Genomic DNA, 14,725 nt, shown 5'->3' with positions numbered 1-14,725 from the left:
GAAGAACAGTATTCCAAATTCAATATTCTATAATCATTGTGGTTAATCATTACCAATCTCAAATTAATGCAGAATATTCAATCATGCAAATCCAAATGACGCAATATTCTGTATCATTGTGGAAATAATATTGTTCAATAAGTGATATATGCATTCTATCTAAGTGTGGATCCAAGAATTAATGCGATCTATAATTATATAAAAAAACGAATTGAATTATGAATTTTAGTGCTTTACGTTAACTAATCTGGTTTAGGATCTTACTCAATTAGCTCTGAATATAGATCTTACAAGAACTCGAATGAACAAATCATTTGTTCTGTCGTCATAAAGTTTTCAATATGGTATTCTGGAAATGCCAAATACGAGAGAAGATACGCTCGTGAAGAATTCATACAAATTATCTATAAATAATTGATTCCATTTACCTTGAATTCAATTTGAGATGCTGGAAGACCATCCAAAGTAGTGGATATCTCTCCTTTAATGCGAAGATCCTTGAATAATTTTCTCCTTATTTCAGCGGGAGTATCATTTGAATGTGAAATTTTAACGACTAGATCAACCACAGAAATGATGAATTTGGCAATTATGTCAATGGAAGTAGACTTTGAAAATATACAACGTTCTTTCCATTAAGTTCTCTCTTAATTATCCATACGACAGGGTAGTCCATCTTGAACCGAAGACTAGAATCATTAAATTCTATAAAATCACCTTTGATATTCTTACCTTGTAAATCGGAATTGCCTGTTAAGTCGGATCCTAAAGAATATATAAATTCAGAGGAATTTATCATTGGTTACGATATTGGCAGGTGTTTTGTATGCTCATTTGATTTAGAAATAAATCTTATGGTATATGACTTGTTTCCTAAAATACAATGACATTCAAGTGATACATTCCATCCTTAAAATGAGACATCCAATGCCAAGTCTTTCTATTGATCACTAACGGTTTAGAATCGTCTAACAAAAAATCTGGCTTGCTTTTCCAGTTTAATCTTTACGTCATTTTTATTTTTTGGATATACAACAGTATTATCTTCCAAATAATCAAAAAATTTCATCAAACTAGCAGGATATTGTCTTTTAGCTTCAGATTATTTGAGTGCATATAAGAAAGAGGTTAAAGGATCATTATCAAACATCATGTTGTCATTTTTGATGATATATGCAGCTTTGTCTGACTTTATGGACCTCTCAAAGACCACGGCTCCCTCGTTATTAAGAAAAAACAAGATGACGAGTTCTGATGGACAACCTTATCTTCATTCTCATTAGCATTCATATTGTTACCATTAGAATAATTTAGTTGCGATGAATCCTACAATAGTGACTCACACTTTGTTTAGACCAAAAGCAAATCTTGGCCTATTCTAGCAATTCAGCTAATCTTACTATATCTAGAGATCCCTTGCAAATATAAATAGAAATACTAGGGACAGCATGGACTCAAAGCCTATGACATAATTCTGTAAAAATAATGAAAAATTTGACTCTAGTTTGTGACAAAATAGATATTTTTGAGAAATTAGGTCATAATTTGTGACATAGATGCTTTTACGTTTGAATGTTTATATGCTTTGGTATCCTTTATCAAGTATGTCCACACGACCATCTGTGATGGTAGTGGACGATGAGGAGGAACTAGCAAATCTTTATAGAATATTTCTTGAGAGGTCTGGTTTTAATTCTGTTTCTTTCACCGATCCCCTGTCAGCCTTTGAACATTACCGCCAAAATTATGATAAATACTCTTTAGTAATTACGGATTGGAAAATGCCTAATCTTGATGGAATACAGCTTGCTAAAAAGATTAGGGAATACAATGATACTGTGAATATTCTTCTAATAACTGCATTTTGTACTGACGAGTCGTTTAAGGACGAGGTTTACCGAGAAGCCTTTATCTCGGATGTAATTGAAAAGCCATTTAAATTCAAAGAGCTAGGGCCGCGAATAACTGAACTATGTATCAGCAAGGTTCAGTAAATGTCGAAGATTGGATCATTTATTGTAATTGACGAAACCGATCTAAAACTTATCGAATTGATGATCTCAAACCCTGCTATCAAGAACAACAGGCAAATGTCAACAAAGTTGGGGATATCCCTTTCAACTGTTCAGAGACGTCTAAGAAATTTGATCCAAAAAAGAGTATTAGTATCCAAATTTCATGTTGATTATGAAAAGATTGGGTATAGAACCGGACTCATTCATGTATTTAAAATGAAAGGTAACTCAAACGAAACTGTTAAGGCAATATCTAAACTTAAAGGAATCACCTCAATTGAAAACCATATTGGTGATTCACATATTCTAGTCGGTGTAGTATATAAGCTGAGCAGCGATCTCTCTGATGTCTTAGATGGTATCACACAAATGGAGAGTGTCCAGCGAATAACATGGTCAGAGCGAATACCCAATTCTCCACCAAATATGGACACACTTGTTCCACGATTATAATACCTATGTGTATTTTTGTATTAATGTTCTCCAGAATGTATTTATATCATTAAAAAAAGCAGTCTGAATGTAAAATAGGTACAAACAACACGACAATAAATTAGGAAGATAAAAAAGGGCAACCAAAAAAGTCTATGACGGATTGGTTTCTTTACCACCTGAATCAATGAAATATACAATGATTACAGAGGAAGAAGGAATAGAAGAACACTTTCAAATAGGGGCTGTCGCGATAACATCAAAAAATATTTGACGGGCTTAACGTATTGTTACTATATATGTAGCTGGTTCGCTGGAAATCATGAGGATATCCTCATGAGTTACCTTTTGAAAATGGGTTTGTTTTTTTAGATAAATTTCTTACATGGATAAAAAAGACAAAGGTCAGAAAACTGAATTTAATTTTAGTATTGATTAATTTAAAAATTTTGAGTTTATTTAGCTCTAAAAGGAAAAACCAATGAGTTAAATTTTTTCTAGTCTTTGGTTTTTCTTATTTCGCTGTTAATGAGTTGTGGACTTTGTGGTAGTGTTGGTAGATGTGTTTACGTTTGAACTGGCTGCTGCTACATCTTGAACTTCTGCTGCAAATTGTCTTGAATTTTGTTCAAATACTCTTGCTGTGTTTACTCCTGTGTTTGATATGTGTCTTGAAACGTCCTTTGCTTGTTGTAGTAATGGTTTCCATGCATCAAGGGTTGAGAAAATAACGTTGTTTGAAAGTCTGATGGCTGATACGGTGTTGTCTGCAACGTTACTGACAAATCTTGTATATGCATTAACTGCTGCATTAGGAGAATAATAGTTGGTGACTAATCCGGTGTATATCTCATTATATGGCCTCCATGCTGATTGGAGTGAATTGACAACTTCTTTTTGAGAATCAAGATATTGTTCTGAAATCTCTTTTGCAGTTTGTAGTGATTGCTCTTGATAACTATTTACACTGTCATTAATTCTTGGAATCTGTTTTCTTGATTCGTCTATTGATTTTTTGATATTGTCTTTAGTTTCATCAAATGATTGGTTAACGGATTCTTGGAAATCATTGTTATTATTTGAATAATTTTGGTTGGTTTCTGTTTTCTTTGACATACTATCTATTAGGTACCATACTATATAAACACTGGTATTAAACGGTTTTTAATGCCTAAAATTGACAAAACATGACCACAATTGGTGAAATGATTAAAAAATTCTGAAACATGACTAAGATTTATATCTAATCCATGACAAGCCATCTCTTTTTCAATTATATTACTCAATTGTTATAATTTTTATATATCAATATCGTTACTACAATAGGTATCGGCTTTGGTGGAAATCATGAGGATATTCACATGGGTTCAAAAGTTCAATGATTAGAATACGTATTTTATTTAGAGTACAACTACTGCAGGGAAAATAAATTAAATTCACCAATGAGCATAAAACATTCATTTTGCTAAGTATGTTTTATATAAATTTGGCTCGCATAAAGCAAACAGATACTATAAGTGTAATTACATAATAATAATAAGATGGACATAGAATGGAAAAGAAATTTTCGTCGATAAGGGCATTTGTTGATGTTGGCGGAAATACAAAACCCTGTGTAATTTGCGGTAATACGGCTACTCAGGAAGCAATATTCGCTGTAGAAGGAGCCAGCATTATAGAAAAATACTGTGACTCCTGTGCAAAAAAGAATATAACATAACAGATTCCAAAAGAGATTTATTTTAAAAAGATGAAAATTAAGAATTATCCTACATCTTACATCTTCCTATATCGTTACTATAATTAGTAGCCGGTGCGGTGGGATTAAGTCCCGTATGGTATAAGGGTTCGGTGAGATGTGAAACAAATTTTATCAGTTTTTTCAACCAAAATGTTTGATTTTTAATTGGGGTGTAATCGCTTTGAAATTAGGATTTGATTTGATTTTATAAAAAAATAATTTTGAATTTTAATAATTGAACAGTTGTCAAAATATTCCTATCAACAGCTCAATTATAGTTATAAATGAATATACCATATAACAACATTTTCAGATGAAATACACTCAACAGAAACACTTTCACCTTCTTGAGTTGTCAACGACGTATTACATGGTAAACCATTTGTACCATTGTAGATTATTTCTTCTACCTGTTGTTCTAATTGCTGAGACGGGGCTAAGCTGATCTCTTCAACAAATTCTTCTGCTATCTTTACAATATTATGGCCTACAATTGATGACACAATTTTTGTAGAGTTGTCAATGTTTCCTATATTTCGTTGTTCAAAAATCAAGATGTATGATTTTTCCTCACTATTTGAATTTGAGGTGGAATTTGACAATGGCAATGCTGTAGTGTTATTTTGCGCATTAGTGTTTGAGGATTCAAATAGACTAAATCCTGCGATAAACGTGGCTAAAATGATCGATAATAATAGATTTTTCACTTTCATATATATATCCTATTCACAGGTTAAATAAATATGAATAATTGAGCCAATTGGACTCAAATTAGAATTGAACTTCTATTTACTTACTCTGACTGCTTAATTGTATTATCCAGATCAAATAGATTTTCTTTGTTTTAGCAAATCTTTTTCTTTTCAGCAAACACACCAAAGAATCTAATTTATATTCAAAATCTACACAGAGCATTAATGCAATTACAGAAGTAGAGAACAATAATAAGTTTATTGCTATGTTCAACTATCTGTTCCTAACTTCTAGGTGTGGTATTCAGTGAATAGATTCAACCTATCCCATACATGCCATAGGTTACAATTTTCTAGTCTGCAGAAAATATAATCATCTTAGAATTCTGTCTTGTCCTTCATGTAATACATTGTTCTTTCTATCAGGCTTTACTCCTTTTTGACTCACTTTTTCTGTTTATCAGAAATTATAATATAAGAATATCTTTACAACAAATGAAAGTGATGATTCAAATTATAAGCATAATTTAGCAAAGAAATTTAATTACAAACTTGACCTATAATAAGCAATCATAGCGATATATTTGACATGTTATCTGGCTCTTAGAGCATTCAATATTACACCAATATCTAATGCTTCCTGAAGCAAAGCGCCTACTGAGGGTGGAATTAATCCAAAACTAGCAAAAACCATTAAAAGAAAACTTAATCCCATTCCAACGAGAATACTTTGTTTTACTATGTGTATTGTCCGTTTACTAATTCGTATTATATCCGATACTCTGGTTATATCGTCGACTAATAAAACTACATCTGCTGCTTCTGCAGAAATAGCCGTACCTTTGGCTCCCATTGCAATGCCCACAGTCGCAGTTGTTAAAGCAGGAGCATCATTAATTCCATCTCCCACCATTATAACACTTTTATATTTTTCATTTAATTTTTTTACTTCGTTAACTTTATCCTCTGGTAGTAGATCATACTTGAATTCATCCACAACAACTTGGTTTGCTATGGATTTTGCATTAATCAAGCTGTCTCCAGTAAGCATAATGGTTTTTTTTATGCCGGATTTTTTCAAACTTTGGATCATAGTGACAACCCCTTCCCTGATCTTATCACTAAGCATTATTAAGCCCAAATTTGTTCCATCGATATTTACAAGTATTACCATCTTTCCATTGTTTTGCCAATATGAAATAGTTTTTAAGAGATCATCATTCAGATTTGGAAGATTACTCGTATGAGTCATATTGGATTGGGATTGAATAAAAGATGGAGATCCAACCATCACATGTTCTCCATTAATAAAACCTTTAACTCCTAGACCAGATTCTTCACAGAAGTTTACGGGTAACGGTAAATTATGGAATTTTTTCCTTCCTGCGTTGGTTATGGCTTGTGCAGATGGATGAGAAGACATTTGTTCTAAAGAAGCAGATTTAAATAAAATATCATCTGCAGTAAATCCTATCTTTTTGCCCTTATTGTTTATTCCAAAGTTATTGGACAATATAACATCTTCTACAATAGGAACTCCATACGTTATAGTACCTGTTTTGTCAAATACGACTACCTGTGCCCGTTCTATATTTTCAATGGCTGCACCGCTCTTTACTATTATACTTTGTTTTGACGCCTTGTTTATTCCACTTATTATGGCAACGGGTGTTGCAAATATGAGAGGACATGGAGTTGCTACTACAAGTACTGCTAGAATAGTTTGAGGATTTTGAGTTAAAATCCACCCCAAACCGCACATAGCTAGTGTGATTGGTGTAAACAATAAAGCATATTTGTCTGCGATTCTTTGTATGGGCGGTTTCTCTTCTCGTGCGTTTTTTACGAGTTTTACTATCTTTGAATATTGACTTTCTTCGCTAACGCGTATTGCTTTTATTTCAAAGACGTTACCTATGTTAATAGTTCCACTAAATACTTCTTCTCCACTTTGTCTAATTTTAGACAAGGGCTCACCAGTAATAGAAGATTCATCGATTTCTGCATTACCTGAAATAATAATGCCATCAACGGGAACAAGATCTCCAGGTCGTATTATTAAATGATCTCCGATTATAATATTCTCGACATCAATGTCTTCTATATTTTGATCATTGATTTTCTTGTGTGCTATCTTAGGCGATCTTGCCATTAATTCGTCAAGGGAGTTTGTTGCCTTTCTAAAGGCATAATCTTCCAAAGCCTTTCCTCCAGATTGCATTATAACAATAATTACACCAGGAAATGCTTCATTTGTCACTATGGCAGTGATTATTGCAAGCGTTGCAACAATGTCAGAAACAAAACGACCATTCACGAGTCCTTTTATCGTTTCAAATATTATTGGTAATCCTCCTATTACCAATACGATGAACCAAATCAAATGTCCCAATTCTGCATTATTAAATCCATAATGAGTGATTACCCCAAACAATAATCCGATAATTGCAAATATGGGTATTGGATATCTTTTACTAAGTGATAGAGATAGTCTACCCTTGTGATAAATCCAAATCACAGTATCCTTATTTAGCACGAAATCATCCAACATATTCTTTGCAATTATTCAAAATTTTCTTATTTTTACTTTGATTTAACCTTTTTAGAAGATGAATTATTGATAGAATGTAGATTGTTCTCATTGATAATGCGTACTATAATTAATAATCTTTCCATTGGTCAATATATGGAATATAGATTATTTTCGATCTATAGTTCTAGAGTATTTACAACATTTTTATTCATATTTGAATTAATGTTTGTAATGATGGTAGTCATATTATTGGAAGTAAATCTATTGTCTTATCTAATGTTTACCAGATAGAGAAGTGCTTTTCAATAAATTATCAATCCTTAGATTCTCAAGTCTAAATGTCTGTCATTTATCTTTTATCAGCATTATAAAATTCAATTGATTGTAGTGTTGAATTTATTGTAACAAAGAAAAAAATAAGAAATTGCCTATGGAGGCAGTATTACTAATTCACCTTTCAAATTGGGATCGTTTTTGGAATAGAATGAATAATTACCAGGCGAAATATTTGAAGCCAAGTATTCTGAAAAACTCCCTGGAGATATGTCAACTGAAAATATCTTGCCATCCATTGAATCTACAGTATCATTACCATTTGTAAACTTGTGTTTTTCTGTCAAATTATTCAAAACTAGCAATTCTTCACCTTGTTTAATAGTAGTTTTCATAGGGCTGAATACAGCATTTCCTGAGAATCAGTAGTCATCATTACAACTGCAGCAATGGAGGTGGAATCAGCCTCTGAATGACTACCATGAGCATATACATGAATTGTGGTAAAGGATGTAACCCCGGTGAGAGCGGTTAGTGCTATTATGAATGATACGGCCTTCCTTAGTTTTTGTTTCACAATTTGTTAGGTTAATTGTTGTATAAAAATTCACAAGTAAATCTAATCGCATGGATATTTAGGATATTCCATGGAGATAGAAACTATCAATTTGAATTGAAAATATCTATTAAAAGTTTAACGAAAGTATGTCTCAGCATAAAATTACGGAGATGAAGTACGAGTCTAATTGTAAATGATTAGGGATAAGTTGAGCATAAAAATAGATAAGAATCTAACTATAAGGCAAACTTGCCGAGAGTCCACTTAATGATGAAAGTGTCTCATTCAAGTCTTTGTTTAAAGTTGTCCAAACGATAAGCGTTTGTGTATCTCCTGTGCCTTTTTGACCTCCTCTCAAATCTTTAAAGTCATATGTATTATCTACCGTTATTCCAGCATCTGTTATCTGTTGAATATAACTGTCAATATCTTGTGTCGGTACCATTAGTAATCCTACAGTGTCAATGATGCTTAGGTTTGAGTTTATAGTAATAGCAGCCGAACTAGAAGGAGCGACTGGAGATCCTATGTTTCCAACCATAATAGTACCGTTCATAGTCACACCTGGGTCACCTTCTGCTTCATAGTTGAACTCTCCTGGAGTATTAAAGGTGAATGACTGGGAAGGTTGGCTATCGATAATTTTTCCCGTATTAAATACGGAATTTCCTTTGTTATCCTTGACATCAATCGTTCGATCATGACCTACGTCACCATTAAACCAGAGTAAAGTAGTTCCTGTGTTAATAGCCACATTGTCTGGAATAAAATGCTGATCTAAAAAGCGAGCTTCATTTTTTTCACCGGCAGCATGATGACCTTCATCGGGAATGAGGATGACTAAAGTTTTTACATTGTTACCCATGGTCATTGTTTTGGTATTGAACATATTTTCAGCATTTATGTCCGGCTGTAAACTAATAGGAGTACCATTACTGTTGCCTGTTAAATTTTGCTGAGCTGATATATTGTTTGTAAATGACGACAGAAGGAACAATAATCCCATCGTTCCACCTAGCAAATAAAATAGATTAAGATTTGATTTCTTCACAGTACTAACAATAATTTCAATTGATTGATACTAGATAAAAGGTTTGACTATTCTCGGTCAATGAGAACTGTAGACAGATATATAATATATTATTAAGAGGGCTGGACAAAGCATTAACGAAATCATTTTACTAAAAAAAACAGCATCAACATAAAAAGGTCGTGATCAATTTTAGAAGTATAGAGGTAAACGGAGCTTATTTTGCAAATCCGTAAGACTAATGATATGATAAATATTTTCATCATTTAGGCTTTGAGGCTTAAATCCAGATAAGTATAACCGCTTGTCTGGATGCAAAAGATGTTAACTGGTTTCCTTACTGGCCTGATTATAAGGTTTAAGGAGTAACAAATAATTAGACAGAAGTCAGATGTGATCTGAGAGGAAATACATGTGATGGCTAAATCAAGAGATATACAATTCTGAGATGATACCGATAAGCATCACGTTAAACATTACTATTAGTTACAGTGATAATTTTTAATATTCCTACATAGAAAAACTGCGTTCATTATTTAGTATAACATTTAAATCATAATCATATTTTCCATCTAACAGTAAAGTCATGGAAGTATTGAATCTGATAGTACTGATTCACATAGTATTAGGGCTCGTACTAGTCTATTTTGCTATTCGAGCCTATAAAAGAAGTAGATATGTTCCGATGATATTTCTCGCAGTTGGTTTTACCTTGATAACAATAGGTGACACAATAATTGGCGACTCATTGGGTTTGTCAGATGAAAAAATCAAAGATATGGTTGAAGAAATAGCAGAAATATGTGGTTTTGTATTGGTAATAATAGCCGTGTTGAAGAGTTGAATGTTCGCAAACTGCATCACTATCTCCAGAAGACGTTTTATCCATTTTAACATATAAATCCAGTCTTACCATTTTGAAACTGCTTGATGGAAAAGAATACAGTACTCAACGTATTGCATCCAAACTAGGTCTACCCTTATCTCTAACATGTAGAAAGGTAAACAAGTTAGAACAGTTTAACATAATAAAAAACCAAAAAAAGTTCACAAAACCTGAAACGGATGAATCATTTTTTACTTTTTCGATCGATGAAATTCAAATGACGTATAAGAATAATAAAATTATTTGCAAGGTTATGAATAAAGAAAATCACTATAAAATAGTTCAATTATGGCAGGGGTTTAAATACTATGAAGATCCAAATTCGGCTTATAATTAACCTTCTTGACCATTCTCAATCACTGGGAATGATAAGTAGTTTATTATTCCTAAAATAATAGATGTCCCTAAATGACTAACATATTACAAAACTATAGGAGGGTTGCCTTATTTTCAATTCTGGCCATTGTACCGCTGCTTTTAATTTCAAATAGCGTTATATCTTATGGACAAACCAACACAACAAATGCTACAAATCAAACAAGTACCTCTGGTGGTCCAAATAGCGGACTAATAAAATTGATTGATTCTGGTATCTTAATGATAAAGAGTGGTGACAATGAGGGCGCAAAGAAATCATTGTTGCAAGCTGAATCAGGTTTAGAGGACAAACCAAATGTAAGCGGTGCAGAAAAACACATCGAGGCTTCACTAAAAGCCTTAAAAGATAATGATACAAACGGAGCGTTAACTCATGCTGAAGAAGCAAAGAAAGGTTTAGCCTAATCTTATTTTTTTGTTTGGTACTAGCAAAAAATAATTTGTGATAAAAATGAATAGAAATTTATTGATAGTTTATGCTTTATGTGGCATTCTTGTAGCCACAGGAATAGTTTATTTTCTTGTTGCATATGGTGAGTATACCGATTGGGTGGAATTACTAAACTTTGGTATCCATGATGAAACTACTGAAAAGCAGGTTGAAATTACGCTATTCATTACTTCAGGTTTAATCTATTTGGGTCTTGTTTTATGGTTGATAAAAACAAGGTTTATGAAAAAATCGCCATACATAGCAGCTATAGTTGTTTCAGTTGCTTTGATAATAACGTATGCCGCTTCAAGAACAGTGGGTGTGCCAATTGTAGGTGTAGAACTCTATGTTGGAAAACTAGACGTGATTTCAAAAATTCTGCAAAGTGTGGCTATTGCATTGTCCTTTGCTGGATTGTACAAGATTCAAAAGTCAATACACACACTACGAGCATAGATAGATTAAATAAAAAAGGGTGGTTAATCGGTAATTGATGGAGAAACCAACTAATCTGCCCCTTATTTTATCTGCTCTTTGCATATTTTTATTATTTTATTCAAATTATTCTACGATTAATTTATCCTATGGAGCATATGCTAAAGCTCCTGTAGCGCCCAATGGACCCACTGTAAAAGATAAAGTGCTCAAGGTGGAAAAAGTAACCGACGGATTAGAAAAGCCTACGAGTATGGCATTTTTAGGACCTAACGATATTCTGGTCACTGAAAAAGAAACCGGGAAGGTAATGCATGTTATAGATGGTCAGATACAGGATACTCCAGCAATTGATGTATCTGTGGCTACTGACATAGAAAGAGGTTTACTAGGTATTGCTTTAGCAAAACAACCAGATGGAAAAATCTATGTTTTCCTATCTTATACTGAATCAGGCAACGATGCAGATGGTAGCGATTTTGAAGACAATGTTGACCCATCAGGTAATAGATTATATCGTTATGAATACGTTGACGGGCAACTGGAAAATCCTACTCTGCTACTAGATCTTACTGCAATTCCAGATAATGGTAGAGGAGAGCACAATGGAGGCAAAATCCGAATTGGTCCGGATAATAACGTCTACTACATAGTAGGAGAAGTGGGAGGACATAGGACCCAAGCACAGAATATTGAAGATGGTCCAGAGCCAAATGGACTTGGCGGTGTACTCAGAGTTACTCAGGATGGCGATATCGTAAAGGGCGATGTCATATTTGGCGATGAATCCCCTCTTAATTTGTACTATGCAATGGGTATTCGCAACAGTTTTGGTATGGACTTTGATCCCGTGACCAGTAATCTATGGGATACTGAGAATGGTCCGACGGCGGGCGATGAAATCAATTTAGTCTATCCCGGCTTTAATAGCGGTTGGTCATTGATTCAAGGATTTTCAAAGAATGATTTTATGGTTACTGGAGCAACACCTGATGACTTGGTATATTTTGGGAAAGGATCATATTCTGAGCCAAAATTCTCTTGGGTTACACCAATAGGCGTTACAGCATTGGAATTCTTGAATTCCAGTAAGTTAGGAACAGGATATCAGAATAACATGTTTGTAGGCGACATAAATAATGGTCTTTTGTATCGATTTGTTCTTAATGAAGCACGAAATGACCTATCCTTTGATAATGGATATGCAGAAAATACAGGACCACTTGCAGATAGAGAAGTTAACGACCCCAAAGAAAATCAACCCATAGTATTTGGTCAAGGTTTTGGCGGTATAACAGACCTACAAACAGGTCCAGATGGATACCTGTATGTTTTAAGTTATACTGGTTCTCTATTTAGAATCTTGCCTTCTTCTGGTAATATAACAACCAGTGGCAACACCCCTAATGTAAATACCACAACTAATGATCAAAATCAACAGGAACTGTTGTATAATAATGATCAAATCAATCCTCAGAATGACAATTCTGTTCCGGCAGTCATAGTAGGAATAAATGGTGATAGTTCCTACTCTCCTAATCCTATTTCAATAGAAAAAGGTCAAACAATTACATGGTATAACGGCGATACTATATCCCATACAGTAACCTCAGGACAAGATAATGACAAGGATGCAGGAGAAGTCTTTGATTCAGGTGCAATAATACCCAACCAATATTTCAGCTTTAAATTTGATGATTCCGGTGAATACCAGTACTATTGCATTTATCACCCTTCAATGGTTGGTGAAGTAAAAGTAGAGTAGGGTAACGCAGTAAAATACTACTATTGGTCTATTCAGTAAAGATGAAATATTCACAATGAACTAGTGGACGTTGATTTTTAAGATTAGAATCTAAACAACAATAAAATTATGTCTTTTTGGTTGGTTAATATCATGAGGATATCCACATGAATCTGCAAACCTATCAGAATTTAATAATTACTTGCTTTAGAGACATCATTTGTATTTTGATACCTCATAATGTTAAAATGAGATCTTCAATGGTTTAGTACCGGAGGAATATAATTCAATAATGAATGAAATCCTTCAATTTTTGCTAGAGTTTTCATAATTTTACATACATCAATTGACAATAGCTTGGAAGGATTAGTTAAAAGTCTTTATCAAATAGAGAATACTAATAATCATGTTCTCGATTGGATTTCTAAGCATTTATTTTCATTAAAATACTTTTATATTACTTTATTTAATGAAATTTGAATTGAACAATAAAATAGGATTATTGACTGTTGTACTGGCATTCGTCTCAATGGCATTGTTACCATCTCTTTTAACAACTCAATCTGTTAACGCAGCTTCACATTGGTGTGAAGACCGCACCGATTCGGGGTCATGGAACCAGGGGTGCAAGGATGGCTGGTATGACCACGACCATTGCAAGAAATACAGTCCAGGAAGTGGAGAATATGCCAGTGGATATAAAGTCGGGTGGGCCAAGGGCAGCTGTAAGTAATAATAATTAGTCTTTTTTTTGGTCAAAATTTTTTTATACCATTCTAATTATATCGACAGTTTAGAATTACTTTATCTCTAACCGTATTAAACTTCGTTACTAAACATATGTATTTGATTCCGTGGGATTAAGCCCCATATGGTATAGGGGTTCGGTGGGACAAGTATGAAATTTCCATACCAGTAGGATTATGGATTTCATAAATCCTAGTAATTGTTTATCCAAAAAATCCTAGCCTTGTGTTTTGATATGTTCTTTCAATTGAGACTCCTTGACCTCCTGCTTCCAATTATGAGTCAAAATAACCTCAACAGTTTTTACTTCATGACTAATGGAAGACTTTCGATTATTTATTACAAATGCATATGCATCGCTTATAGTAGGTTTAAATACATCATTAATTTTCAGACCATTCTTGTTATAATATGGTTTAATTTCAGAATTATCCTTATTTTCTTTCCATGCTGGAATATCATTTCTGCCAAGGATTAGAATTTCTATTTCCTTAGCTGAATTCTGTACTTTTATGTCAAAAGAAAGCCTATACTTAAACATAAGTATGAGATTTACACCAAAATACAATATTTCATAGCCATGGGAATTTCCAGCGGGTATGTTAAATTCATTAATATTTCTCATAACATGCGGAAGTATTTTCATTACTAGATAAAGAGAGTAAAAGTATGTTATTATCTTATACTCTCATAATGAGCTCAAAGTGAGCTCAAAAGGATTGTTTTTCTTAGTATTGGGTATCTTTTTGGCGTTTGAAATGAGAATAATCATTAATAAAAGAAATCATAATTTGTTAATCTCCTTGGAAATGGTCTTTATCTCCATT

19 protein-coding genes are annotated in these 14,725 nt (G+C 33.3%); 10 read left to right on the top strand and 9 right to left on the bottom strand.

The annotated features are described in order from the left end of the window. Positions 1-404: 404 nt before the first annotated feature. Both NMY3_RS06780 and NMY3_RS06775 read right to left on the bottom strand, forming a co-directional pair. Entirely contained in the window at positions 405-569 is a 165-nt protein-coding gene (locus tag NMY3_RS06780; RefSeq protein WP_196818153.1) for a hypothetical protein, read from the bottom strand. Between the two features lie 20 nt (positions 570-589). Next, positions 590-799: a hypothetical protein gene (locus NMY3_RS06775; RefSeq protein WP_196818152.1), complete on the bottom strand. Its 210-nt coding sequence runs from the start codon at positions 797-799 to the stop codon at positions 590-592. Between the two features lie 307 nt (positions 800-1,106). Here NMY3_RS06775 and NMY3_RS16670 point away from each other — a divergent pair, with 307 nt between their 5' ends. The 3 genes from NMY3_RS16670 (at position 1,107) to NMY3_RS06765 (ending at position 2,468) form a co-directional block, all read left to right on the top strand. Next, positions 1,107-1,283, top strand: coding sequence for a hypothetical protein (locus NMY3_RS16670; protein ID WP_231100376.1), 177 nt, complete (start codon positions 1,107-1,109; stop codon positions 1,281-1,283). A 321-nt stretch (positions 1,284-1,604) separates the two neighbouring features. Continuing rightward, the gene (locus NMY3_RS06770) at positions 1,605-1,994 is read left to right on the top strand and encodes a response regulator (protein WP_196818151.1); all 390 of its coding nucleotides are present in this window, start codon (positions 1,605-1,607) and stop codon (positions 1,992-1,994) included. Next, on the top strand, positions 1,995-2,468 hold the full coding sequence (locus tag NMY3_RS06765; RefSeq protein WP_196818150.1) for an Lrp/AsnC family transcriptional regulator: 474 nt from the start codon (positions 1,995-1,997) through the stop codon (positions 2,466-2,468). A gap of 504 nt (positions 2,469-2,972) precedes the next feature. Here the strand turns inward: NMY3_RS06765 and NMY3_RS06760 are convergent. After that, positions 2,973-3,563, bottom strand: coding sequence for a hypothetical protein (locus NMY3_RS06760; RefSeq protein ID WP_196818149.1), 591 nt, complete (start codon positions 3,561-3,563; stop codon positions 2,973-2,975). Between the two features lie 436 nt (positions 3,564-3,999). Between NMY3_RS06760 and NMY3_RS06755 the strand changes: the two genes are divergently transcribed. Continuing rightward, positions 4,000-4,167 (top strand): hypothetical protein, encoded by a 168-nt coding sequence (locus NMY3_RS06755; protein WP_196818148.1) that lies wholly within the window; start codon positions 4,000-4,002, stop codon positions 4,165-4,167. 299 nt (positions 4,168-4,466) lie between these two features. On the opposite strand, the gene NMY3_RS06750 is transcribed toward NMY3_RS06755, so the two are convergent. The 5 genes from NMY3_RS06750 to NMY3_RS06730 all read right to left on the bottom strand — a co-directional run bounded on the left by NMY3_RS06750 (position 4,467) and on the right by NMY3_RS06730 (position 9,296). Beyond that, positions 4,467-4,901: a hypothetical protein gene (locus NMY3_RS06750; RefSeq protein ID WP_196818147.1), complete on the bottom strand. Its 435-nt coding sequence runs from the start codon at positions 4,899-4,901 to the stop codon at positions 4,467-4,469. Positions 4,902-5,472: 571 nt separating this feature from the next. Continuing rightward, positions 5,473-7,416 carry a heavy metal translocating P-type ATPase gene (locus tag NMY3_RS06745; RefSeq protein ID WP_196818146.1) on the bottom strand — a complete coding sequence of 648 codons (1,944 nt, stop codon included), beginning with the start codon at positions 7,414-7,416 and terminating at the stop codon, positions 5,473-5,475. Positions 7,417-7,841: 425 nt separating this feature from the next. After that, positions 7,842-8,081, bottom strand: coding sequence for a hypothetical protein (locus NMY3_RS06740; protein WP_196818145.1), 240 nt, complete (start codon positions 8,079-8,081; stop codon positions 7,842-7,844). Beyond that, positions 8,078-8,263 (bottom strand): hypothetical protein, encoded by a 186-nt coding sequence (locus NMY3_RS06735; protein WP_196818144.1) that lies wholly within the window; start codon positions 8,261-8,263, stop codon positions 8,078-8,080. Before NMY3_RS06735 ends, NMY3_RS06740 begins: the two co-directional genes overlap by 4 nt. A 214-nt stretch (positions 8,264-8,477) precedes the next feature. After that, positions 8,478-9,296, bottom strand: a complete 819-nt coding sequence (locus NMY3_RS06730; protein ID WP_231100375.1) for a cupredoxin domain-containing protein — start codon at positions 9,294-9,296, stop codon at positions 8,478-8,480. Positions 9,297-9,861: 565 nt separating this feature from the next. On the opposite strand from NMY3_RS06730, the gene NMY3_RS06725 reads away from it, so the two are divergent. From NMY3_RS06725 to NMY3_RS06700, 6 genes are all read left to right on the top strand, one after another. Continuing rightward, a complete protein-coding gene (locus NMY3_RS06725) occupies positions 9,862-10,119 on the top strand; it encodes a DUF7521 family protein (protein WP_196818142.1) in 258 nt (85 codons plus the stop codon). Between the two features lie 73 nt (positions 10,120-10,192). After that, positions 10,193-10,498, top strand: coding sequence for a hypothetical protein (locus NMY3_RS06720; protein ID WP_196818141.1), 306 nt, complete (start codon positions 10,193-10,195; stop codon positions 10,496-10,498). Positions 10,499-10,569: 71 nt separating this feature from the next. Further along, positions 10,570-10,944, top strand: a complete 375-nt coding sequence (locus tag NMY3_RS06715) for a hypothetical protein (RefSeq protein ID WP_196818140.1) — start codon at positions 10,570-10,572, stop codon at positions 10,942-10,944. 37 nt (positions 10,945-10,981) lie between these two features. Further along, complete coding sequence (locus tag NMY3_RS06710; RefSeq protein ID WP_231100374.1) at positions 10,982-11,428, top strand: hypothetical protein; 447 nt, start codon at positions 10,982-10,984, stop codon at positions 11,426-11,428. A gap of 37 nt (positions 11,429-11,465) precedes the next feature. Beyond that, entirely contained in the window at positions 11,466-13,172 is a 1,707-nt protein-coding gene (locus NMY3_RS06705) for a PQQ-dependent sugar dehydrogenase (protein WP_196818138.1), read from the top strand. 448 nt (positions 13,173-13,620) lie between these two features. Beyond that, positions 13,621-13,884: a hypothetical protein gene (locus NMY3_RS06700; protein ID WP_231100373.1), complete on the top strand. Its 264-nt coding sequence runs from the start codon at positions 13,621-13,623 to the stop codon at positions 13,882-13,884. A 231-nt stretch (positions 13,885-14,115) separates the two neighbouring features. Here the strand turns inward: NMY3_RS06700 and NMY3_RS06695 are convergent, their stop codons facing one another. Next, positions 14,116-14,544: a hypothetical protein gene (locus NMY3_RS06695; RefSeq protein WP_231100372.1), complete on the bottom strand. Its 429-nt coding sequence runs from the start codon at positions 14,542-14,544 to the stop codon at positions 14,116-14,118. Positions 14,545-14,725: the final 181 nt, after the last annotated feature.

The organism is Candidatus Nitrosocosmicus oleophilus (assembly GCF_000802205.1).
In the GTDB taxonomy this organism is placed as follows: Archaea; Thermoproteota; Nitrososphaeria; order Nitrososphaerales; family Nitrososphaeraceae; genus Nitrosocosmicus; species Nitrosocosmicus oleophilus.
Note: the sequence above shows the minus strand (reverse complement) of the source record. Positions and strands in the feature narration are given on the sequence as shown.

Excerpts from the sequence above, each read along its gene's own strand:
- NMY3_RS06725 (WP_196818142.1), top strand. The coding sequence starts at position 9,862 with ATGGAAGTATTGAATCTGATAGTACTGATTCACATAGTATTAGGGCTC.
- NMY3_RS06705 (WP_196818138.1), top strand. The coding sequence starts at position 11,466 with ATGGAGAAACCAACTAATCTGCCCCTTATTTTATCTGCTCTTTGCATA.
- NMY3_RS06700 (WP_231100373.1), top strand. The coding sequence starts at position 13,621 with ATGAAATTTGAATTGAACAATAAAATAGGATTATTGACTGTTGTACTG.
- NMY3_RS06695 (WP_231100372.1), bottom strand. The coding sequence starts at position 14,544 with ATGAAAATACTTCCGCATGTTATGAGAAATATTAATGAATTTAACATA.
- NMY3_RS06760 (WP_196818149.1), bottom strand. The coding sequence starts at position 3,563 with ATGTCAAAGAAAACAGAAACCAACCAAAATTATTCAAATAATAACAAT.
- NMY3_RS06775 (WP_196818152.1), bottom strand. The coding sequence starts at position 799 with ATGATAAATTCCTCTGAATTTATATATTCTTTAGGATCCGACTTAACA.
- NMY3_RS06715 (WP_196818140.1), top strand. The coding sequence starts at position 10,570 with ATGACTAACATATTACAAAACTATAGGAGGGTTGCCTTATTTTCAATT.
- NMY3_RS06765 (WP_196818150.1), top strand. The coding sequence starts at position 1,995 with ATGTCGAAGATTGGATCATTTATTGTAATTGACGAAACCGATCTAAAA.
- NMY3_RS06755 (WP_196818148.1), top strand. The coding sequence starts at position 4,000 with ATGGAAAAGAAATTTTCGTCGATAAGGGCATTTGTTGATGTTGGCGGA.
- NMY3_RS06750 (WP_196818147.1), bottom strand. The coding sequence starts at position 4,901 with ATGAAAGTGAAAAATCTATTATTATCGATCATTTTAGCCACGTTTATC.
- NMY3_RS06740 (WP_196818145.1), bottom strand. The coding sequence starts at position 8,081 with ATGAAAACTACTATTAAACAAGGTGAAGAATTGCTAGTTTTGAATAAT.
- NMY3_RS06770 (WP_196818151.1), top strand. The coding sequence starts at position 1,605 with ATGTCCACACGACCATCTGTGATGGTAGTGGACGATGAGGAGGAACTA.